Source organism: Micromonospora sp. NPDC020750, assembly GCF_044334565.1.
In the GTDB taxonomy this organism is placed as follows: domain Bacteria; phylum Actinomycetota; class Actinomycetes; order Mycobacteriales; family Micromonosporaceae; genus Micromonospora.
Window position 1 is genome coordinate 180,634 of sequence record NZ_JBIRTH010000007.1, and the last position, 19,723, is coordinate 200,356.

Genomic DNA, 19,723 nt, shown 5'->3' on the forward strand with positions numbered 1-19,723 from the left:
TCTTGGCAAGCTTGTCGTATGAAACTGATCCTCCGCTCGGCAATCCTCAACGACGTCGGCCTGGTCCGGACCAACAACGAGGACTCCGCCCTCGCCGGTGACCGTCTGGTCGCGGTCGCCGACGGCATGGGTGGCCTGCCGGCCGGCGAGGTGGCGAGCGAGATCGTCATCCGGATCCTCGACGAGCTGAACCCGCCGACCACCACCGAGGGCGCCACCGACGCGCTACGGTCCGTCGTGAGCACCGCCAACCGGCGCATCCGGGCCGCCATCTCCGTCGACCCGGCCCGCGAGGGCATGGGCACCACCCTCACGGCCGGCCTGCTCGCCGGAGACGTGCTGGTCCTCGCCCAGGTCGGGGACTCCCGCTGCTACCTGCTGCGGGACAGCGAGTTGACCCAGCTCACCCGGGACGACACCTTCGTCCAGACGCTGGTCGACCAGGGCGCGCTCTCCCCGGCCCAGGCCCGGCACCATCCGCAGCGCTCGCTGGTGACCCGGGCCGTGCAGGGTGCGGACGCGCCCCCGGCGGTCGGCGCGCTCACCGTCTTCGCCGGCGACCGGCTGCTGCTGTGCAGCGACGGCCTGTCGGACTACGTGGACGACGGGTCGATCGCCGCCGCCCTGGCCATGTACGGCGACCGTCAGCACTGCGGCGAGCAGCTCGTGAAACTCGCCCACCAGGCCGGTGCCCCGGACAACGTCACCGTCGTCGTCTCCGACGTCACCGCGGCCTGACCGCTCACCCCGTCCGGGCTGATCGGGCTGATCGGGCTGATCGGGTCGCCCGGGCCGACCCGGACAGGCCCGGGCGACCCGGAGCGAACCCGCCGCCACCGAGTAGGTAGTTGTGCAAGCTAGGTAGCGGCGCTAGTGTCGCCGCGTGGACATCGAGCGTCGGGGCCAGTGGCTGCGGGGCGTGCTCGACCTCTGCGTGCTCGGCCTGCTCCGCGACCGGGAGTCGTACGGCTACCAGCTGGCCCAGGCGCTGGAGGCGGCCGGCATCGGGTCCATCCAGGGGGGCACCCTCTATCCGGTGCTGCTGCGCCTGCAACGCACGGGACTGGTCAGCGCGCAGTGGCGGGAGGGCGCGGCCGGCCCGGCCCGCAAGTACTACCGGATCACCGACCTCGGCCGGGCGGAGCTGCGCCGGGGCGGGCAGGACTGGCTCGCCTTCGTCGCCCCGGTGACCGGCCTAGTGACCGAAAGGTTCGACGGATGAACGCCGACGAGTGGCTGCGCGCGTTCGCGGCCGAGCTGCGCCAGCGGCGGGTACGGGACGCCGACGCCCGGCACGTGGTCGCGGAGGCCGCCACCCATCTGCGCGACGGCGGCGGCGACCCGGCCGTCGTGTTCGGGCTCCCCGGCCGGTACGCCGCCGCCATCGCCGAGAGCATCGGCGCGACCCCGCCGCCCGTCCCGGCGGCCCCCGGTCCGATCCGGCTGCACGCCCGGGGCATCACCAAGCGGTACGGCCGGCGCACGGTGCTCCGCGACGCCGGGCTGACCGTCCGGGCCGGCCAGATCGCGGCGATCGTCGGCGCGAACGGCTGCGGCAAGAGCACCTTTCTGCGGATCTGCGCCGGTCTGATCTCCCCCGACGCCGGCGAGGTGACCGTCACCGGCCGCCTCGGCTACTGCCCGCAGCAGGGCGGCACCGCCGACTTCCTCCTCCCCGACGAGCATTTCGTGCTGGTCGGGGCCGGGGGCGGCCTGGCCCGGGGCCCGGCCCGGCGGGCGGGCCGCGCGGCGGCCCGGCAACTCGGCTGGGACGCCCCCGGCGACATGCTCACCCGGCACCTCTCCGGCGGCACCCGGCAGAAGCTCAACCTGACCATGTCCACCCTCACCGAGCCGGACGTGCTGCTGCTCGACGAGCCGTACCAGGGCTTCGACCGCGGCGCGTACGTCGACTTCTGGGAGCAGCTCGGCCGGCTGCGCGACGCCGGCAGGGCGATCGTGGTGGTGACCCACCTGCTGAACCAGCTCGACCGGGTGGACCTCGTCCTCGACCTCACCCCGGCGGGCGGGACGGTGCGCGACGGCGACGCCGGGTGGGGAGGACGGGCGTGAACCGGATGCTGACCGTCGCCGAGATGACCCTGCGGGAGCTGCTGCGCCGCCGGGGCGTGCTGGCGCTCATGCTGCTGCTGCCGCTCACCTTCTACCTGCTCCGGCGGGACGCCTACGTCGGGCAGTCGGTGCGCTCGCTGATGCTCGGGATCAGCTGGGCGGTGAGCACCGCCGCCCTCTTCGCCACCAGCGCCGCCCGGGAGCTTGAGCCACGGCTGCGGCTGGCCGGCTATGGCCCGCACCACCTCTACCTGGGCCGGATGCTCGGCCTGTGGGCGGCCGGGCTGGCCATCGCCCTGCCGTTCTTCCTGCTCGTCGCGTTCGACGCGCCCAACCTGCGGTACGGCGGGGTGGCCGCCGCGATGCTCTGCTGCATGGCCATCGCGCCGCCGCTGGGCATGCTGATCGGGGCCCTGCTCCCCCGCGAGCTGGAGGGCACCCTGCTGCTGCTGGTCATCGTGACCGTGCAGATGCTGATCGATCCGGCCGGCAGCGGGGCGAAGCTGACCCCGTTCTGGTCCAGCCGGGAGATCGCCACCTGGGCGGTGGACCACACCGACGACGGGTACCTCGCCCGGGGCTCGGTGCACGGGGCGCTGGTCACCGTCGGGATGGTCCTCGCGGTGGCGGCCGTGTTCAGCGTCCGGCTGCGTCGCCGCCGGCACCTGCGGCACCTCCCGGTCGGCTGACCCGCCCTCCGCGGAATCGGGCCACCCCGACGACCGGCGAATGTGGTTGCGCCGGCCCGGCGGGCGGGTTGGGATGGGGGATGCATATCCGGCGGGTGACCACCACCGAGCGCTCCAGCACCTCCTTCCCGCTCCAGGCGTACGCCTTCGAGGCGTCGCCGAAGCGACCCGAGCGGGCCGAGGAGTTCGACCGTTACCTGCCGTACGGCGAGGCCAACCGCACCCTGATCGCCGAGGAGGCCGGCGAGACCCTCGCCGTGGTCTCCGCCATCCCGATGCGGCAGAACCTGCGCGGTGCGGTGCTGCCGATGGCCGGCGTCGCCGGGGTGGCCACCCATCCGCTGGCCCGCCGGCGCGGACACGTCCGGGCCCTGCTGCACCGGCTGCTCGACGAGATGCGCGACGAGGGGCACCTGGTGAGCGCGTTGTACCCGTTCCGCGCCTCGTTCTACGAGCGGTTCGGTTACGTCGGGTTGCCCCGGTCCCGCACGGTCACCTTCACGCCGGCGGACCTGGCCCCGCTGCTGCGCGCCGACCTGCCCGGCGAGCTGAGCTGGGAACGGACCGGCACCGGGTACGCCGCGCACCGCGCCTTCACCGAGCGCTGCCTGGCCGAGCGGCACGGCTTCGCGCTCTTCCCCGAGACCCGGGCGGTGTGGCTGCGCGACGACGACGACCGGTGGCTGGTCACCGCCCGCGTCGACGGCGCGACGGTCGGCGTGCTGACGTACCGGATCGACGACCACGGAGGCGAACTGGCCGGCGACGACCTGCTGGTCGCCGACCCGTACGCCCGGGCGCTGATCCTTCAGTTCCTGGCCCGGCACGTCGACCAGGTCGGCCGGGTGCGGCTGCGGGTGGCCGCCGACGAGCTGCCCGAGCTGTGGCTCACCGACCTGGCCGTGCACGTCGAGGCCCGGGTCGCCCGACCGGGGTCGGCGGCGCCGATGGCCCGGCTGCTCTCGCTGGACGCGCTGTCCGGCCTCCCCGCCGGGCCCGGCCGGGCCCGGATCTCGCTGACCGGGGACCGCTGGCTGGGCGGCAGCCACCTGCTCGACGGCACCACCGGCCGGCTGGAACTGGTGGCCGACGACGCCACCGGCACCGCGCCGACCGCCACGCTCACCGCGGCCGGGCTCTCCGCCCTGGCGTACGGGGTGCTGGACCCGGCGGAGGTGGACGTCCGCGGCCTCGGCCAGGTGCCGGCGGACGCCGCCGTCGAGCTGCGCCGCCTCTTCCCCCGCCGACTCCCCTACCTGTACGCGGACTTCTGACCCGTTTTCGCCGCCCGGCATTCGGGTAGCGTTCCGCGAATGCCGGAGTGGTTGCAGGCGGGCGGCTGGGGTCTGCTGGCCGGGTCGGCCCTGCTGGTCGGGGCGGCGCTGGGCTGGTTCGTGCCGGTCCCGCGACGGGTCGTCGCGTCCGTCATGGCCTTCGGGGCGGGGGTGCTGCTGTCCGCGGTCTCCTTCGAGCTGGTCGCCGAGGCGCACGAGCAGGGCGGGCTGCTGCCGACGGCGATCGGGGCGGCGGGCGGCGCGCTGGCGTACACCGGGGCGAACGTGCTGCTGGCCCGGCGCGGCGCGCGGCACCGCAAGCGCTCCGGCGACCAGCCCTCGGAGGGGCAACAGCCCGGGTCGGGGTCGGCGATGGCGGTGGGGGCGCTGCTCGACGGCATCCCCGAGTCCGTGGTGATCGGCGCGAGCCTGCTCACCGGCGGCGCGGTCAGCGCGGTCACGGTGATCGCGGTGTTCCTCAGCAACGTGCCGGAGGGGCTGTCCAGCGCGGCGGGGATGCGTCGGGCCGGCCGCACCCGCCGGTACGTCTTCCTCCTGTGGACCGGGATCGCCCTGGTGAGCGGCCTCGCGGCGCTGGCCGGATACACCCTGTTGGGCGGCGCGCCCCCGGAGGTGCTCGCCTCGATCACCGCGCTGGCGGCCGGCGCGATCCTCGCCATGATCACCGACACCATGGTCCCCGAGGCGTTCGAGGATGCCCACCTGCTGGTCGGCCTGATCACGGTGCTGGGCTTCCTGGTGGCCTTCGCCCTGTCCCACGCCTGAACCCCCGCACCCGGCCCCCGGTCCCGCCCCGGCGGTCAGTACGGGTTGCCTTGCCCGGCGGGGCGGGCCTTCAACAGGCCGGCCGAACGGCCCGGAAGATCCGGGTCGGCGGACATCGGCGGGCTGTCGGTGTGGCCGCCGTGGGCCATGCCGGCGAAGAGGTCGCGCAGGGCGGTCAGCCCGTCCACCCTCGGCTGCCAGCCCAGCTCGGCCTCGGCCCGCGCGCTGGACATCAGCGGCGCGTTCAGGCCCAGCTCCACCCAGCCGGCGTCGACCGGTTGCAGCCGGGCAAGCCAGGTCAGCGCCGCCGCGCCGCGCAGCAGCGGGGCGGCCACCGGCACCGTCCAGCCGTGGAAGTGCCGGGCCACCAGCTCCGGCGTGAGCACCGGATCGGCCGCCAGGTTGAACGCGCCGCGCGCGTCGCCGAGCAGCGCCCGGGCGTACGCGTCTGCCACGTCGTCGGCGTGCACCGCCTGCATCCGCAGCCGACGGTGGCTGGGCACCAGCGGGATGCGGCCGTACCGGAGCAGGCGCACCGGAGCCAGCGGCCCGAGGAAGTAGCGGGTGATCTCGGTGCCGGCGTCCCGCTGGAAGATCAGCCCCGGACGCATCCGCACCACCCGCAGCTCCGGATGCTCCCGCTCGACCTGGTCGAGCAGCGCCTCCACCTCCGCCTTGTCCCGGCTGTACGACGAGCCGGGCACCCCGGTCACCGGCCAGCGCTCGCTGACCGGATGGTCCTTCGGGCCGGAGGCGTACGCGCCCACGGAGGAGGCGTACACGAGGGCGGGCACCTTCGCGCGGAGCACCCCGTCGACCACGGCCCGGCTGCCGCCGACGTTGGTCCGGCGCAGCACCCGCTGGTCGTGGCTCGGCTGGATCTGCCAGGCCAGGTGCACCACCGCGTCCGCTCCGGCAAAGATCACCGCCAGTTGCTCGGCCGCCCCCGGCGCCCCGATGTCGCAGGAGTGCCACTCCAGTCCGTCGTACGGCTCGCCGGCGTTCGGCCCGGGCAGCCGGCGAGCCACCCCGACCAGCTCCACGCCCCGCTCCCGGCGCAGCCGGCGCAACAGGGCGGTACCGGCGTTCCCGCTCGCACCCACCACCGCGATCCGCATGCTGGCCCGGTACCCGTTGCGCCGGTCGTGAATCCCCCGGGCCTCCTGCTCGCCGCGACCGTCAGGGGCGGGGGGAGGTGCGGGCCCAGCTCTGCCGCTGACGCCGGTCCCGGCTGCCGCCACGGCCGGGGTGCTCGACGTCGACCGCCGGGAGTTCGACGACCTCGATCCGGCCACACCCGGTCGTTGGCCGGGAGCTGACAGGCTAGTTTGCTCGGATGAGTCTCCTCGATGACGTCGCAAGGCGTGACAGCTGGCGATGCTGGGTGTGTGACGAGCCGGTCGATGCCGACATGCCGGTGAACGACCCGCGTGGTCCCAGCGTCGACAGCCGCACCGCTGACAAGAAGGCCAAGGTCACCGAGCGACTCGCGCACCGTGCCTGCAACACCCGCAAGGGCGCTGTCAAGGTGGTCATCGCCTGGCCGGACCGTCTGCACGTGGTGGAGCCCGCGCCGCTGATCACCGTCGCCGAGCGACTCGAACGCAAGGGTGGCCGCGAGCTGGTCGCCCGCTGTCCGAGCAGGAAGGACGCCCAGGAGGCGGCCGACTGGCTGGTCGACCGGTTCTCCCGGCTGGTGCCCGGCCTGCCGGTGACCGCAAGCGTCGACGCGGGCGGCGGACAGTACCTCGTCGCCCTGGCCACCGGCCGCCGCTGACCGGTGGCCCTGGTCGGCGGGCCGCCGCCGACCAGGGCCGCGAGCGGCTCGATCGTTCTCAGCGGCAGATCAGAAGGGGGGTGCGTCCTCGCCCATCAACGCCAGCACGACGCCTCCCTTCCCGCTCTTGAGGCTCTGGACCACGACCTTGCCGGTGCTGCCGTCGGGCAGCTCCAACGTGAAGGTCTTCCCGACCGCGTTCTTGGGGCCGTTGCCGGAGCTGTTGGCGGGTCGGAAGTCGCCTGCCCACGGTGGGGTCCCACCCTTGCGGGCGGGCTCGGCGAAGAGGGCGGCGGTGCCGGGGGTCCTGGTGCCGTCCGAGGAGAGAAGCACTGAGGCGCTGCGAAAAGTAGCCATATGCGCCGAGGATATCCCGGACCGCGCTCGTTCGCGCCACACCGCCACGGTGGTGCTCCTCGCCAGCCCGGCTCGTCCCCACCCGGCCTACGACTGGTCCTCGGCAACGACGGTGGCTCACTCGTTCCGGGCGGTCTCCGGGCCGGTGATCCGGCGCAGCAGCGGCAGCGTCGAGGCGATGATTCCCGGCGACACCGCCAGCCCACCGACGGCCACGAGGTAGAACGACAGGCGCGGCGGTACCAGCGTGTGGTGCGACTGCGCCGGCAGGAAGAGCTGCGCGGCCAGGAACCCATTCCGATCGCCACCACGGAAGACGATCAGTAGCGGCACGACGGTTTTCAGTAGCGGCACGACGGTTCCAGCGTCCCAGCCGGGTAGCTAACGGCAAAGAACCCTGGAGGAGAAATAATGCGTGGTGTCTTTCTGTACGCCCCCGGTGACGTCCGCGTGGAGGATCGCGATGATCCGCGGATCATCGCGCCCACCGACGCGATCATCCGGCTGACCGCCACCTGCGTCTGCGGTTCGGATCTGTGGCCCTACCGGGGCATCGAGAAGTCCGCCGGGCCCGCGCCGATGGGTCACGAGTACGTCGGCATCGTCGAGGAAGTCGGCGGCGACGTGCGCAACGTCAAGCCGGGGCAGTTCGTGGTCGGCTCGTTCTTCGCCTCGGACAACACCTGTGAGATCTGTCGGGCCGGCTACCAGTCCCGCTGCGTGCACGCCGAGCCGATGGGCGCCATCGGCACGCAGGCGCAGTTCGCGCGGGTTCCGCTCGCCGACGGCACCCTGGTCGCCACCGACGACGTACCGTCGGACGACCTGGTCCCGGACTTCATGGCCGCCTCCGACGTGCTGGGCACCGGCTGGTTCGCCGCGGTGGCCGCCGAGGCCGGGCCGGGCAAGACCGTCGTCGTGGTCGGCGACGGCGCGGTCGGGCTGCTCGGCGTGCTCGCGGCCGGGCAACTCGGCGCCGAACGGATCATCGCGATGAGTCGCCACGAGGACCGGCAGAAGCTCGCCCTGCACTACGGCGCCACCGACATCGTCACCGAACGCGGCGACGAGGGCGTCGCCCGGATCAAGGAACTCACCAACGGGCTCGGCGCGCACTCGACCATCGAGGCCGTCGGCACCAGGGAATCGATGATGCAGGCCATCCACTCCACCCGCCCCGGCGGGCACGTCGGCTACGTCGGCGTCACCCACGGCGTCGAGCTGCCCGGCCTGGAGCTGTTCTTCTCCGGAGTGCACCTGCACGGAGGGCCCGCCCCCGTGCGTCGCTTCCTCCCCGAACTGATGCGGCTGATCGGAGACCGGCAGATCGACCCCGGCAGGGTGTTCGACCTCGAACTGCCCCTGGAGCAGGCGGCCGAGGGCTACCGGGCCATGGACGAACGCCGCGCCATCAAGACCCTCCTGCGCCCATGAACCACGTAGGTCGCCCGCTCAGCGGGCACACGTCACCGACGACGAGTACCACCTGCCGGCCACGTGACCTGCGCAGCGTCGGCCCGCCCGACGGAAACTGGGTCAGGCGCGCTGCTCCGGGTCGTGGCCCGCCGGCGGCTGGGTCTGCTCCACCGCGAACGGATGGCGCAGTCGCCGCATCGCCTCCTCGCTGCCGTCGAAAGTCACGCCCGGACCGTCGAGCCCGTCGGTGCTCGCCGTGGCGAAGAACAACACCGGTTGATCGTTACCATTCGATGCCATGCGGTAGTCCTGTCTTGGAAAGAGAGGCACGTCAGGTCGTCGGCATCTCGTGCCGAAAACCTCGTGACAGACCCGGCGCTCGCCCTGGGGCCCGATCGGTGTCTCGATTACTGGCGAAAGCCCGGCGACACCGACACACCGCACCATACCCGGATTCACCGTCCGTCATGTGCCGCCGCCGTTGACCGCCCGCTCACGCGCATGCCCCGCCCTCTCACCATGCGCACATCCCCACCGGTCGGGGCAGATCCCGACGACGTCCCAGGTCCGGCGACCGGACGCCGATCGGGCGTCGCCGGCTCGTGGCGGCTACAAGCGTTCGAAGCTCTCCATACCGGCGAGTTCGAGCACCTCGGTCCGGGTCGCCGGGCACTCCTGCCGGGTCTGATCGTCGATCTGACGGCCGGTCGGCACGGCACCCTGCTTCTCATACCAGGAATAGAGGTTCACGGTGAGGTTGGCCATCGTGCCCGTCTCGGACCCGATCCCTCGCAGCGTCGGCAACTGGCCGTCGAGGTAGGCACACACCTCCTTCGCCGACACCGGCGTCGGGCCACCGGCCGGAGCGGATCCGGCCGCGCTGGACGCGGCGTCGGCTGCTGCGGGGGTGCCCGGTGCCGCGGCCCCGGAGGGCTCGGGCGCGTCGGCGTCGGCACACGCCGTCAGGGCGAGCACGAGACAGAGGGCCGGCGCGAGCGTACGGATCGTTCTCATCGGTTCTCGTCCTGACGTGGTTGTCGGTGGTGGGTGACCGACGGTCGGGCCGCAGCGGATGGCTCGTCCGCGGACTGTGTAACGCGTGACTCACCGTCAACCCCGGCGGCGATCGCGGTGACGAGCCACAGGCCGGCGGGCAGTCGGTAGCCGACGCCAGGTTCACGAAACCGGTCGAGCAGCCGGATCGCCCCCGCCCGGGCCGAAGCCTGACCAGCCAGCGGAGCCGCCCGGTACGCGGCACCGGCGGGGCCGACCTCGACAAGCCATTCGGCCACGGCATCGGCGTCGTCCGGAGCATCCATCGCGACGTCACACGACGTGATCGTGACGGCGGTGAAGCCGGCGACGGTGAGGACCCGGGCGAGCCGCGCCGGGTCGGCGAAGGAGAACGGACCGGGCTCGTCGCCCACCGGTAACGGTGGTAACGGCCCGAGGTGCGGCGCTGCGCCGAGCATCGCCGCGGACACCCACGGGTTGACGCTGCCGTCGCGGAAGACGGTCGCGGCGAGGCGCCCTCCCGGGCGCAGTGACCGCCGGATCGTGGTGCAGCCGGCGACCGGATCCGCCAACAGCATCAGGGCCATTCGCGAGTACGCCGCGTCGAACGGAGCCCCCGGCACGACGTCGAGGGTCTCGATGTCGGCCGCGCGGAACCGGATACCCTGATACCGGTCTGTGGGGAACCGTTGCCGGGCGGCGGCCACCATCGCCTCGGCGATGTCGATACCGACCGCCGCGCCGCTCTCGCCGACCGCCCCGGCGAGTTCGGCCGTGGTGCCGCCACAACCACAGCCCACATCGAGGATCCGTTCGCCCGGCCGAACGGCCATTCGATCCATGGCGGGCCCGCCCAGCGGTCGGCCGATCTCGTCCTGCCGATCGGCGTGGCGGATCCAGCCGGCTGCCGCTCCCGTCCAGAAAGCGGCGTTACGGGACCGCAGGGTGGCGGTGTCGGCCATCAGAACGGCATCTCGGTGCCGTCGACGCTCATCGATCGAAAGCTGGCCGCCTTCGCGGGGTCGAAGCCGTCCTCCTGCGCCGCCATGCCTGCGGCCCGGACCAGCCGTTCGGACTGGAACCGACGGAACGCGGCCTCGTCCTGCCAGATGTTGATGATCCGCCAGCCGTCCTCGGTCGGGCCGGCGACATGGGCGAGGAGTCCCGGCGGCCGGTCCGGTCCGAGGTGGCGCTCTACCTGCTGGTACTCCGCCTCGCTGACGCCGGGCATCTCCTGCAACACACCGAACGGCATGACCGCGCCCTTTCGATAGAGTAAGAACCTATCCAATAGAGCACTACACTCAGACAGTGGTTGTCAAGAGACGCTATGACTCGTCCCGGCGGCAGGAGCAGTCCCGACAGACCCGGCGAGCAATCCTCGAAGCGGCTGGCCGCCTGTTCGTCGACCCCGGCTACGCGGCTACGCCGCTGACCGTCGTCGCCGCGGAAGCCGGCGTCGCGGTCCAGACGCTGTACGCGGCGTTCGGCAGCAAGCGCCAACTGCTCTCCCAGCTGGTTGACGTCACCCTGGCCGGCGACGACGAACCGGTGGCCCTGCCGGACCGGCCCTTCGTCGCCGAGATCCGCGCGCTCGCCGACCCCCGCGCCAAGCTCACCCGATACGCCCGCCATCTGGTCGAGGTCCACACCCGGCAGGCCCAGGTGATGCTCGCGCTGGCCGGAGCGGCCACGGCCGATCCGGACGCCGCCGAGATCTGGCGCAAGAACGTCGACGAGCGCCGTCGCGGCATGGCCATGTTCGCCGCGGAACTCGTCGGCACGGGGGCCCTCCGCCCTGACCTGGACGTCGAACAGGTGGCCGACATCCTCTGGTTGGCCCAGGACGTCCGCAACTTCGACTGGCTCGTCCGGCAACGCGGATGGCCGCTGGAGCAGTATCAGCGGTGGTATGTGGACACCGTCAGCGGTGCCACCATCGCCCAGCCCCGGTGAGGCCGGCGTGATGGGTGAGCAGGTCCGCATCGGGGGCCTGCGACAGCCGGCGGATCATCGCCTCGGACGGACGCCGGTCAGGATCGACACCCGGGGCGAGCGCCGTTCCGCGCCGCGATCGGGTTATACGAGCAGTAACGGGCAACCCAGGGCGAACACCCCTGCAAGATCCACACAGCGACCACCGGATGCGGCCAACCACATCCGACACGCTGCCGCCACCAGCAGCCGGCATCGATACTACAATCCAGCGACCTTTGTACATATTCGCTGATCAGCGGCCAGATTCTGTGGGCCGCCTCAAGGTCATTCAAAGCGATAGATGCTGGGAGTGCGTCCTCATCGGATGTGTGCTTCCATTCCCCGGCATGGTCAAACGTGCCCTTATTCGGCGACTCTGGGCGCGGCCGACTTCGCGCCGGCTGGCCGTTGCGGCCACGGGTCGACTCACCGCCGAGGGCCCGTGTCGTGCAGGGCTGCTCGGGCGGCGGCCGCCTCGTCCCGGATCCGCGCCGAGGCGACTGTGTCTCCGGCCTGACGGTGCGCCTCGGCCAGCGTGTCGAGGCCGACGGCAAGCCAGCTCCGGGAGCCGACCTGCCGCCACAGCTTCACGGCGGCCTCCGCGCGCCGCCGGGCCAGCACCGGGCGCCCTACGGCGAGCTGCGCCTCGGCGAGCGCGTAGGCCACCGCAGCCTCGCCCCACACGTTGCCGAACTCGCGGTAGATCCAGAGGCTCCGGGCCAGTAGGCGGCGTCCCTCGCCGTGCGCGCCCTGGCGTACCAGAACGTCGCCGAGCCAGCAGATGGCGTGGGTGGCGGTCAGCCGGTCGCCGAGGTCCTCGCTGATCGCAGCGGCCCGTCGGAAGCAGTCCACGGCAGCCGGGTATGCGCCGAGAGCGCGGTGGCTCTGCCCCAGGCAGCGCAGGGCCTGGGCCTCACCGGGCCGGTACCCGGCTGCCCGGCTTACCTGCAGACACTCCTCGAACCGTGCCATGGCGGCCTCGACCCGCCCCTGTTCCAGATCGATGACACCGATGCCGTTTGTGGCGTAGACGAGACAGTTGACGTTGTCACTCGCCCGGGCCAGTGCGACGGCCTCCTCGAACTGGCGCACCGCCGAGTCGTACTGGCCGAGCAGCCGGTGCACGTAGGCGAGGCCGGCGGCGGCGCTTTCCTGGTAGGCAGGCTCCCGACCGTCAGCGAGCAGCAGAGCTTGCCGGAAGTGGTCCAGCGCCTCCGGGTAACGGTCCAGGATGGTGGTGAGTTCGCCGAGGCAGCGGTGAAGTTTGGCGGCGCTGCGCTGGTCGCCGGTACGCAGCGCGGCGTCGAGGGCCTTGCTCTGGAGCCGTTCCCACTCGTCGAAGTGACTGCGGACCTGGAAGAAGGTCGTCAATGCGACGGCCACTCCAGCCGCTGGTCCGATGTTGGGAGTGTCGAGCGCCTGGTCGACCAGGGTGATCAGGAAGCGGCGCTCGTCGTCGAACCACGCCACCGGATCGGCGATCAGCTGATCGATATCCGGTGCCGGGAGCCGCCAGGACACCAGCTCGGCCCGTGAGCTGCCCTGGAAGTCCGCCCCGAGGGCATCCGCGGCGAGGTCGGCCAGGTACAGGCTCCCGCCGAGCAGCCGGTCCAGTGCCGCCGCCCGGTCCTGCTGCGAAATCGCCCGCTGCGCCAACTCCCGGCCGAAGAGCCGGACAAGGTCGTGCAGCCGGTAGCGGAAGCCGGTGGCGCCGGTGGCGCCGACCTCCACAAGGTGCACCTCCACCAGGTCGTCGATGACGGCCTCCGCGTGCGCCATCGTGGTGTCGATGAGCGCTGCCAGCGCCCAGGCAGCGAAGTCCGGGCCGGGCGACAGGCTGAGCAGGCGCAGGGCCTGCTGCGCCGTCGGGGTCATCCCCCGGTAGGTCAGTTCCAGGCTGGCCCGGACGGCGATGTCACCGACGGCCAGCTCGTCGAGTCTGCGCTGCTCGTCGCCGAGCGCCTCGGCGACCCTGACCAACGGCCAGTGCGGTCGGGCGGCCAGCCGCGCGGCGGCCACCCACACCGCGAGGGGAAGCCCCCCGCATGCCTCCACGATGAACCGGGCGGCGTCGGGTTCGGCGGTGGTCCGCTCGCGGCCCAGCATCTCCCGCAGCAGCGCGAAACCTGCGGTCGAATCCAGGGTGCCCAGCGAAAGGCGGCGACTGCCCAGGTCCGCCAGTGTGGTCCGGCTGGTGACGATCGTGGCGCACCGACCGCCACTCGGCAGCAGGTCGGTGACCTGTCGGGTGGTCGCCGCGTTGTCCAGCACGATGAGCACCTCTCGCTGCGCCAGCAGAGTTCGGTACAAATGGACCCGGCTGGCGAGGTCCGGGGGCATCGCCCCACCATGCACGCCGAGCGCCCGCAGAAAGGCACCCAGCACGGCAACCTGCCCCAGTGGCTCGTCGCCGAATCCGCCCAGGTCGATGTAGAGCTGGCCGTCCGGAAACCGGTCGGTGAGCAGGTGCCCGAGGCGTACCGCGAAGGCGGTCTTGCCGACTCCGGCCGGACCGCTGACCAACAACGTCACCGGCCCGGCCGAGTCCAGGTCGAGCAGCCGCCGAGCCTCGGAGAGCTCGTCGTCCCGACCGACGAACAGCGGCAGGTCCGGCGGCAGCAGACAGGGGGGCCACTGCCTCCCGGCTGGCCCGTCTAGAGCGGAACCGACGGGCGCTTCCGGCCCGGGTACACCGGCAGCCGACCCGAACCGGTCGCTCGGGGTCAACGCGTGGCGAGCGGCCACCCACTCCGCCACGGTCGCCGGATTGCCGCCGCAGGCGCGCACCAGGGCTGCCACCAGTTCCTCGGACGGTAGTGAGATTCGATTGAGCGCGCTGGAGACGGTGCTGATCGGCAACTGATCGCCGGCACGCCGGGCCCTCCGCTCCAGCTCTCGGTACGAGAACCGGGACCAGGCTTTCACGCTGCGCAACTGGGCGACAAACTCGGCCGTCGTACGTGTCGTGCCGGGCCCCGGCGGCTGCATCATCACGGAACGTATTGTATCGATGTGCGATCAGTGCACCCCCTGGTGATCGATGAGACCCGACCGGTCCAGAGCCGGGATATGGGACTCTCCACCGATACACCGGACCGAGACCCGCTCGGGCGGGTCTGCCGGCCGCCTCGTCGACCGCGCCAGCAACACGCTGGCCGCGCACCGCGATCGAGATCGTGCGCCGACCCGCAGACCAATGAGGAATCGTCGCGCCCTGCTGGGAGCACCTCTTGGTGTTCGGAACGGATCCGTACAGTCTCGTACACCGTAATGCCTTGCTCGGGATGGGCGGTGGTGATTGGCTCATCTCACCCTAGCAAGAAGGGTGAAGCGGCCGGATCAGCCGTGACCTCCAATGGCCTCCTGCGGCAATTATGGCTGTTTTCGATGGTCACCCTGATGGCGCAATAGCAACTGGTTCCGCCCATCCATATTGGCCTGTCGCTCACACGGAGCACGCGGCAGGAATCAATTACCCACCGAAGGGAGTCGATATTATGCACCGATTGCGGCGCCGGGGCGCCCTAGCAATGGCGGCACTCGCTCTGGGATCTGGAGCATCGATATCCTATGTTCAGCCTGCTCAGGCAGCATGCAGTTGGACCGTCTCGACCCCAGTCAAAAGCGGCGGCAAGGCGGTCACCACCGGGACCACCACGGGTTGCAGCACCTCATCGAGTTGGGAAACGCAGCTCTACGTCTGGAACGGGGCGGGTTGGGAGCTGTTGAACTACGTGACCTTCAGTGGCAACACGAGCCGCTCTGTTAGTCACACGTGCTCCGGAACGGGTAGCCATACCTTCAAAGGTGCGATATATAACGCCACCACCGGCACGTCCAAGACGTCAACGACGGCGCTGGCCTGCGGCGTCTGACCTCAGCTCAGCCGACATCTCGGCCGGAAATTAGACACGATGGACCGGATTGTCGGCCATGCATCACCCGTCCCAGGCCGTCCCGGATTGCCGATAGCCGACCGACGCTCGCACTCGAGCCGCCCGTCGTCCCTACTCAGGAACCGGAGCCTCCCCTCGGACGGAAAGAATGAACTGGCGATTCCCCTCGCGAGGGGCGTCGGGCTGCAATACGACTGTCCATCAATCAGAAAGGTCAATGATGGCTGCAAATCTAGTCAGGAAGATTATCGGGGTCGGTGCTGGTACGGCCGTGGCGGCGACCCTTGCCGTGACCGTGGCGGCCACGCCCGCGTCCGCCGCCCCGGTCTGGTGTGGCAACTGGTTGAGCGAGCCGTCCCTGGCGTCGAACATCTCGCCGGTCCCGGGGACAACGGCCAACGTCGGCGGGCCGACCTATATCCGGGTGAACCAGGGGACGTACGGCGGGAAGTGGTACGCCTGGGCGAAGATGTACAACTATGGCTTGGACCTGGTATCGCTGATCTGGGTGAACCAGTCCGACAAGGCGATTTACGCGTGTGGCAGCCGCGACGGTGAACAGGAATGGTCCCAGGACTACACCGCCGGCGTCGACGACGCCCACGCCTACAAGGTGCAGGCGAAGTACATGCACAGCGCCGTGGCGTACGGGCCGGCGGTCATCTGGCGATAAGCCGGGTCCTCCCGCATCGCGGCCATCGGCACCGCGGTGCGGGAGGACGGCGCGTCCCCCCGTGCGATTTGACAGGGAGTGTCCTATGAGGGCTTTGAAAACCTGGGCTGCGGTGACTGGTCTGTTCCTTGCGGCGGTGCTCGCCGTCGCAGGCTGCCTGGCGAACACGACGTCGCGGAGCCCGGACGGGGTGCCCCTGGTAGGGCAGAACCCTGGCGGGGCGGCCGGGCTTGTCCTCCCGCTTGACAGCTATGAACTGACCCCGGCCGAAAATTTCGCCGTGCACCGGGCGAACATCCGATTGTTGCACGACTGCATGACTACGTTTGGCCTGGCATTTTCCGAGTCAGCGCAGGCGCCGTCGAGGCACCCCCGACATGCGACGCTGCTGTACTGGCTCGGTTCACAAGACGTGCAGAAGCACGGCTACGGAGGCCCGCCGGGATTCGCTGAGGAGGTGGCTGCCGCCGCTCGCCGGGAAGCGCGACCGATCGTGATTCCGGAAAACCAACTGCCGGTCTTCAGCGGTACCGAACCTCAGTTCTCCGGCCGGGCAGTGCCGCCGGGGGGTTGTGACGGACAGGCTCGGCGCTCGTTGCACCGCGGGGCTCCCGCAGTCGACCTCTCGGCCGTGGACCCGACCATCATGCCGGAGCGCGGAGTCCAGGCGCTAGAGTCGCGCGCTGCCGACCAGGCGCGAACGGACGACCGCTATCGATCGGTAGTTGCCGCGTGGCGCAGGTGCATGCAGCGAGCGGGACACCCATACACAGATCCCGACCAGGCGCAGAGCGACCCACGCTGGGCGGAGCGCACCACCGCGGCGGCTCCGTCCGATGCAGAGATCGCCGTGGCGCTCGCGGACCGCGGATGTCGTGACGAGGTCAACCTCTCCGGCGTGCTCCGGAGTGTGATCGCTGAGCACGAGATGCAGCTCATTCAGCGACACCATACGGTGCTGAGGCAGGTGTCCGAGCTACTGCGAACGAACCTCCGCAATGCCTACGGTGTTCTTGGAGAGTCCACGGGCGAATGACCCGGCACGGTGCCAGAGCCGGGACTGCGTAGATTTCCGTGTTTGACCTGGGTGTAGTCCGTTGGACAGGACGTTGATCCTGTCCGGGAAGGACCACGTCATGGCAGACAAGAAGAACGCTGTTCAGCTTCCGCGGTCGACGGCGGCGGAGGTGGAGTTCGCTCAGCAGTTGGTCGAGCGGGCCAAGGCCGACGGGGTGTCCCTGGTCGGGCCGGGTGGGCTCCTCGCAGGGATCACTCGGATCGTCCCGAAGCATGCCCGCGGGTTGGACGGGTTCAACGAGGCGATCCTGTCGCTGCATGCCAAAGGATTGACGACCGGGGAGATCTCCGCCCATCTGGCTGACGTGTATGACGCCGACGTGTCCCGGGAGTTGATCAGCCGGGTCACCGACAGCGTCCTGGACGAGGTGGAAGCCTGGCGGCAACGGCCCCTGGACCGGATCTATCCGGTGGTGTTCATCGACGCCCTGGTGATGAAAATCCGCCAGGGACAGGTCGCGAACCGGACCGTCTACGTCGTGGTCGGCATCAGCCTCGACGGAGAACGTGACGTGCTGGGCATGTGGGCCGGCAGCGGCGGCGAAGGCGCCAAGCAGTGGGCTCGAGAGCCTCAACGCCCGGTTCCGGCAGGCCGCCCGACGACGCGGGCACTTCCCGACCGAGCAGGCCGCGATGGAGGTCCTCTACCTCGTCGTCCAGCAGAAACGTAAGGGCGGCGGGAATCGACACCCTCCCGTCGCGACCGCAGCGGGCCTCGGGGCCGGTGAACTACCCGAGGTGGTGGTACACCAGGTCGCCACAACGGCAGGTACGACGGTGAAGGCGCTCTACGCCGCGCTCTGTGGGTAAATCGACGGCAGCGCGCAGGGTCGATCGGGACTGAGCCCTTGTCAGTAACGGGCGGCTGCCACGTCACGGCATCCGCCCTCGGCAACGGCCTGACCCAGCAGCGAAAACACTCCCGGCCGCCTCTGGGAGCAGGGTTCCGGTAGCCTGGTACGGCGGGCCGTTAGCTCAATTGGCAGAGCTGAGGACTTTTAATCCTTAGGTTCTGGGTTCGAGTCCCAGGCGGCCCACCACAAACCCCCTCTGAGCTGCAAGAACTCCGACTGAAGATCATCCGGCACAACCAGGGCACAGCTCAGGTTTGATCTTGACCGGTGGGATGCTTCGGCAGCATGCCGTCTGCGTGCCGCAGGAGGTCGCCGACCAGGCCCGCGCGGCCGGTCCTTCTTCGGCAGCCAGTGGACGTAGGTCTCCAGCGTGATTCGCCGGTTGGCGTGCCTCAGCGCCTCCTGTACCTCCTGTGGCTCGGCACCGTTGCTCATCAGCCTCGTGGCTAAGACGTGACGCGGGGAGTGGAAGGTGCCATCCTTCGGCCGTCCGGCAGCCTCGCGCCAGTCCGCCCACAACTGCGACCAGTAGGTGTCGTTCAGCAGCTTCCCCCGCGAGGAGGTGAACAGGACGGCGACCAGCCGAGTCAGCCGCTCTCCCGTGGTGATGTCGGGAAGCTCGAACTCGACGGGACCGGCTTCGCTGACGTGAGCGGCGACAGGCCCTGCCGGCATTGCGGTCCGGGTTTCGGCTGCGGTCTTGATGAGCTGTGCCGCTTCGCCGGGGTGAGAAACCATCGGGACGTGCCTGGCGGGGACTTCGCTGGTGGTCGCGGCCATGCGGCTGGCGAACATGCGCTGCGCGGCTGGCGGGATCGCTCGGTCCTGCGTGGCTATTAGGTACCAGGACGGTAATGATTTCCAGGCCGGGACTCCCATCGCTTCCGTGAAGGTTGAGCCGGCAATTGGCTGCTGTACGGCGTGCATCGCCTTGGCCCGGCCGGGGCGACGTCGGCGGCGAAGTGCTGGACGAAGTCGTCCTGCGGCTGCCACATGAAGCCCTGCTTGTCGGTGAACAGGTGCGCCAACGCCGGCGGTGTGGGTCCCTGCGACAGCTGAGCGCTGAGCGAATCCCCTTGGTCCAGCCCAAAGGCCGTTCAGTCAACCCCGAACTGTTCCGAACTGTTCCGAACATCCAACACCCTTGCAGTGATCCCCACCCGCCCGTTTAATCAGAAACCATGAAGAAAGAAGCAGTCATGAGAAGGACTGTTGTTATGGCCTTTGCGATCGGCATCCTCCTTCTCGGGTCCCAAGGCCAAGCCCTCGCCACCGACTTCCCCAAACCATTCGAAGACGATGTCGCCAGTTACACCTTCGAGGAAAACGGCGACAAGTGCACCACAGTCAGCAAACCTCCCTTTGGGGGCTTGTCCGCCAAAGGCTGCTTCGTCAAGAATGGAGACATCTGGCGCATCCAAGATGGGAGCACAGACGGGGATCAAACCTTCATCTACTGGGAGAACTGGCTGCACGACGGCTCGACATGGAGACCGTACCGACACGGTGAATGCAACAACAATCTAAATGCCCCAAATTGGGGACAGTGCAACAAGGACCTTTACGAAAACAGCAGCACCAACTACTACGGCGGCCAAGGCAGCCGGGTTCGCTTCCAAGTATGCACACGGGATATCATGGGAAACTACTGCATCCCTGAAGACATCGGCGGAGCAGCATGGGTCAGTAACGATAGGTAAAGATTCGAACGCCTTGCGGTCCAGCGGCGTGGGGGGGGGGGGGGGCGCCGCCCCCCCCCCCCCCCGCGGCCGCCCCCCCCCCCCCCCCGGGGGCGGGCCCCCCCCCCCCCCCCGCGGGGGGCCCCCCCCCCCCCCCCCCCCCCCCCCCCCCCCCCCCCGT

General features: G+C 70.3%; 22 protein-coding genes, 1 tRNA gene and 1 pseudogene. 15 read left to right on the top strand and 9 right to left on the bottom strand.

The genetic code is table 11. The annotated features are described in order from the left end of the window. Positions 1 to 18: 18 nt before the first annotated feature. The 6 genes from ACH4T9_RS22180 (at position 19) to ACH4T9_RS22205 (ending at position 4,822) form a co-directional block, all read left to right on the top strand. Positions 19 to 738, top strand: a complete 720-nt coding sequence (locus ACH4T9_RS22180; protein ID WP_396671622.1) for a PP2C family protein-serine/threonine phosphatase — start codon at positions 19 to 21, stop codon at positions 736 to 738. A 145-nt stretch (positions 739 to 883) separates the two neighbouring features. Beyond that, complete coding sequence (locus ACH4T9_RS22185; RefSeq protein ID WP_396671623.1) at positions 884 to 1,222, top strand: PadR family transcriptional regulator; 339 nt, start codon at positions 884 to 886, stop codon at positions 1,220 to 1,222. Beyond that, positions 1,219 to 2,073, top strand: coding sequence for an ATP-binding cassette domain-containing protein (locus tag ACH4T9_RS22190; protein ID WP_396671624.1), 855 nt, complete (start codon positions 1,219 to 1,221; stop codon positions 2,071 to 2,073). Before ACH4T9_RS22185 ends, ACH4T9_RS22190 begins: the two co-directional genes overlap by 4 nt. Positions 2,074 to 2,078: 5 nt before the next feature. Further along, positions 2,079 to 2,762, top strand: a complete 684-nt coding sequence (locus tag ACH4T9_RS22195; RefSeq protein WP_396672048.1) for a hypothetical protein — start codon at positions 2,079 to 2,081, stop codon at positions 2,760 to 2,762. An 80-nt stretch (positions 2,763 to 2,842) separates the two neighbouring features. Beyond that, positions 2,843 to 4,036, top strand: coding sequence for an enhanced intracellular survival protein Eis (gene eis, locus ACH4T9_RS22200; protein ID WP_396671625.1), 1,194 nt, complete (start codon positions 2,843 to 2,845; stop codon positions 4,034 to 4,036). 39 nt (positions 4,037 to 4,075) lie between these two features. After that, entirely contained in the window at positions 4,076 to 4,822 is a 747-nt protein-coding gene (locus tag ACH4T9_RS22205) for a ZIP family metal transporter (protein WP_396671626.1), read from the top strand. Between the two features lie 35 nt (positions 4,823 to 4,857). Here ACH4T9_RS22205 and ACH4T9_RS22210 read toward each other — a convergent pair whose 3' ends face one another. Beyond that, the gene (locus ACH4T9_RS22210) at positions 4,858 to 5,940 is read right to left on the bottom strand and encodes an NAD-dependent epimerase/dehydratase family protein (RefSeq protein ID WP_396671627.1); all 1,083 of its coding nucleotides are present in this window, start codon (positions 5,938 to 5,940) and stop codon (positions 4,858 to 4,860) included. A gap of 218 nt (positions 5,941 to 6,158) precedes the next feature. Between ACH4T9_RS22210 and ACH4T9_RS22215 the strand changes: the two genes are divergently transcribed. After that, entirely contained in the window at positions 6,159 to 6,599 is a 441-nt protein-coding gene (locus ACH4T9_RS22215; protein WP_396671628.1) for a hypothetical protein, read from the top strand. Between the two features lie 69 nt (positions 6,600 to 6,668). Here the strand turns inward: ACH4T9_RS22215 and ACH4T9_RS22220 are convergent, their stop codons facing one another. Beyond that, positions 6,669 to 6,956 carry a hypothetical protein gene (locus ACH4T9_RS22220; RefSeq protein ID WP_350883550.1) on the bottom strand — a complete coding sequence of 96 codons (288 nt, stop codon included), beginning with the start codon at positions 6,954 to 6,956 and terminating at the stop codon, positions 6,669 to 6,671. A 117-nt stretch (positions 6,957 to 7,073) separates the two neighbouring features. Beyond that, positions 7,074 to 7,310, bottom strand: a complete 237-nt coding sequence (locus ACH4T9_RS22225; protein WP_396671629.1) for a hypothetical protein — start codon at positions 7,308 to 7,310, stop codon at positions 7,074 to 7,076. A gap of 57 nt (positions 7,311 to 7,367) precedes the next feature. Here ACH4T9_RS22225 and ACH4T9_RS22230 point away from each other — a divergent pair, with 57 nt between their 5' ends. Continuing rightward, a complete protein-coding gene (locus ACH4T9_RS22230) occupies positions 7,368 to 8,390 on the top strand; it encodes a zinc-dependent alcohol dehydrogenase family protein (protein ID WP_396671630.1) in 1,023 nt (340 codons plus the stop codon). A 102-nt stretch (positions 8,391 to 8,492) separates the two neighbouring features. Here the strand turns inward: ACH4T9_RS22230 and ACH4T9_RS22235 are convergent, their stop codons facing one another. The 4 genes from ACH4T9_RS22235 to ACH4T9_RS22250 form a co-directional block, all read right to left on the bottom strand. Then, positions 8,493 to 8,672, bottom strand: coding sequence for a hypothetical protein (locus tag ACH4T9_RS22235; protein ID WP_396671631.1), 180 nt, complete (start codon positions 8,670 to 8,672; stop codon positions 8,493 to 8,495). Positions 8,673 to 8,981: 309 nt separating this feature from the next. Then, entirely contained in the window at positions 8,982 to 9,386 is a 405-nt protein-coding gene (locus tag ACH4T9_RS22240) for a hypothetical protein (RefSeq protein ID WP_396671632.1), read from the bottom strand. Further along, a complete protein-coding gene (locus ACH4T9_RS22245; RefSeq protein ID WP_396671633.1) occupies positions 9,383 to 10,348 on the bottom strand; it encodes a class I SAM-dependent methyltransferase in 966 nt (321 codons plus the stop codon). The genes ACH4T9_RS22240 and ACH4T9_RS22245 overlap by 4 nt, the downstream gene beginning before the upstream one ends. Beyond that, positions 10,348 to 10,641, bottom strand: a complete 294-nt coding sequence (locus ACH4T9_RS22250; protein ID WP_396671634.1) for a hypothetical protein — start codon at positions 10,639 to 10,641, stop codon at positions 10,348 to 10,350. Before ACH4T9_RS22250 ends, ACH4T9_RS22245 begins: the two co-directional genes overlap by 1 nt. Before the next feature lie 56 nt (positions 10,642 to 10,697). On the opposite strand from ACH4T9_RS22250, the gene ACH4T9_RS22255 reads away from it, so the two are divergent. Beyond that, on the top strand, positions 10,698 to 11,342 hold the full coding sequence (locus ACH4T9_RS22255; RefSeq protein WP_396671635.1) for a TetR/AcrR family transcriptional regulator: 645 nt from the start codon (positions 10,698 to 10,700) through the stop codon (positions 11,340 to 11,342). Positions 11,343 to 11,789: 447 nt separating this feature from the next. Here ACH4T9_RS22255 and ACH4T9_RS22260 read toward each other — a convergent pair whose 3' ends face one another. After that, the gene (locus tag ACH4T9_RS22260; RefSeq protein WP_396672049.1) at positions 11,790 to 14,354 is read right to left on the bottom strand and encodes an ATP-binding protein; all 2,565 of its coding nucleotides are present in this window, start codon (positions 14,352 to 14,354) and stop codon (positions 11,790 to 11,792) included. Positions 14,355 to 15,530: 1,176 nt separating this feature from the next. Here ACH4T9_RS22260 and ACH4T9_RS22265 point away from each other — a divergent pair. The 5 genes and pseudogenes from ACH4T9_RS22265 to ACH4T9_RS22285 all read left to right on the top strand — a co-directional run bounded on the left by ACH4T9_RS22265 (position 15,531) and on the right by ACH4T9_RS22285 (position 18,049). Then, positions 15,531 to 15,932, top strand: a complete 402-nt coding sequence (locus ACH4T9_RS22265) for a hypothetical protein (protein ID WP_396671636.1) — start codon at positions 15,531 to 15,533, stop codon at positions 15,930 to 15,932. A 112-nt stretch (positions 15,933 to 16,044) separates the two neighbouring features. Next, complete coding sequence (locus tag ACH4T9_RS22270; RefSeq protein WP_396671637.1) at positions 16,045 to 16,968, top strand: hypothetical protein; 924 nt, start codon at positions 16,045 to 16,047, stop codon at positions 16,966 to 16,968. Positions 16,969 to 17,068: 100 nt separating this feature from the next. Next, a pseudogene (locus ACH4T9_RS22275) lies at positions 17,069 to 17,507 on the top strand (transposase); the annotation flags it as partial. A gap of 9 nt (positions 17,508 to 17,516) precedes the next feature. Then, the gene (locus ACH4T9_RS22280) at positions 17,517 to 17,819 is read left to right on the top strand and encodes a transposase (RefSeq protein WP_396671638.1); all 303 of its coding nucleotides are present in this window, start codon (positions 17,517 to 17,519) and stop codon (positions 17,817 to 17,819) included. 154 nt (positions 17,820 to 17,973) lie between these two features. Beyond that, positions 17,974 to 18,049: transfer RNA gene (locus ACH4T9_RS22285), tRNA-Lys, on the top strand. Here ACH4T9_RS22285 and ACH4T9_RS22290 read toward each other — a convergent pair. Further along, on the bottom strand, positions 18,008 to 18,856 hold the full coding sequence (locus ACH4T9_RS22290; RefSeq protein ID WP_396672050.1) for an alpha/beta fold hydrolase: 849 nt from the start codon (positions 18,854 to 18,856) through the stop codon (positions 18,008 to 18,010). The genes ACH4T9_RS22285 and ACH4T9_RS22290 overlap by 42 nt on opposite strands. A gap of 188 nt (positions 18,857 to 19,044) precedes the next feature. On the opposite strand from ACH4T9_RS22290, the gene ACH4T9_RS22295 reads away from it, so the two are divergent. Then, a complete protein-coding gene (locus ACH4T9_RS22295) occupies positions 19,045 to 19,563 on the top strand; it encodes a hypothetical protein (protein WP_396671639.1) in 519 nt (172 codons plus the stop codon). Positions 19,564 to 19,723 lie beyond the last annotated feature (160 nt).

Coding starts and splice junctions, on each gene's coding strand:
- ACH4T9_RS22235 (WP_396671631.1), bottom strand. CDS start 8,672: ATGGCATCGAATGGTAACGATCAACCGGTGTTGTTCTTCGCCACGGCG.
- ACH4T9_RS22205 (WP_396671626.1), top strand. CDS start 4,076: ATGCCGGAGTGGTTGCAGGCGGGCGGCTGGGGTCTGCTGGCCGGGTCG.
- ACH4T9_RS22245 (WP_396671633.1), bottom strand. CDS start 10,348: ATGGCCGACACCGCCACCCTGCGGTCCCGTAACGCCGCTTTCTGGACG.
- ACH4T9_RS22295 (WP_396671639.1), top strand. CDS start 19,045: ATGAAGAAAGAAGCAGTCATGAGAAGGACTGTTGTTATGGCCTTTGCG.
- eis (WP_396671625.1), top strand. CDS start 2,843: ATGCATATCCGGCGGGTGACCACCACCGAGCGCTCCAGCACCTCCTTC.
- ACH4T9_RS22215 (WP_396671628.1), top strand. CDS start 6,159: ATGAGTCTCCTCGATGACGTCGCAAGGCGTGACAGCTGGCGATGCTGG.
- ACH4T9_RS22260 (WP_396672049.1), bottom strand. CDS start 14,354: ATGATGCAGCCGCCGGGGCCCGGCACGACACGTACGACGGCCGAGTTT.
- ACH4T9_RS22230 (WP_396671630.1), top strand. CDS start 7,368: ATGCGTGGTGTCTTTCTGTACGCCCCCGGTGACGTCCGCGTGGAGGAT.
- ACH4T9_RS22190 (WP_396671624.1), top strand. CDS start 1,219: ATGAACGCCGACGAGTGGCTGCGCGCGTTCGCGGCCGAGCTGCGCCAG.
- ACH4T9_RS22210 (WP_396671627.1), bottom strand. CDS start 5,940: ATGCGGATCGCGGTGGTGGGTGCGAGCGGGAACGCCGGTACCGCCCTG.
- ACH4T9_RS22250 (WP_396671634.1), bottom strand. CDS start 10,641: ATGCCGTTCGGTGTGTTGCAGGAGATGCCCGGCGTCAGCGAGGCGGAG.
- ACH4T9_RS22220 (WP_350883550.1), bottom strand. CDS start 6,956: ATGGCTACTTTTCGCAGCGCCTCAGTGCTTCTCTCCTCGGACGGCACC.
- ACH4T9_RS22195 (WP_396672048.1), top strand. CDS start 2,079: ATGCTGACCGTCGCCGAGATGACCCTGCGGGAGCTGCTGCGCCGCCGG.
- ACH4T9_RS22240 (WP_396671632.1), bottom strand. CDS start 9,386: ATGAGAACGATCCGTACGCTCGCGCCGGCCCTCTGTCTCGTGCTCGCC.
- ACH4T9_RS22180 (WP_396671622.1), top strand. CDS start 19: ATGAAACTGATCCTCCGCTCGGCAATCCTCAACGACGTCGGCCTGGTC.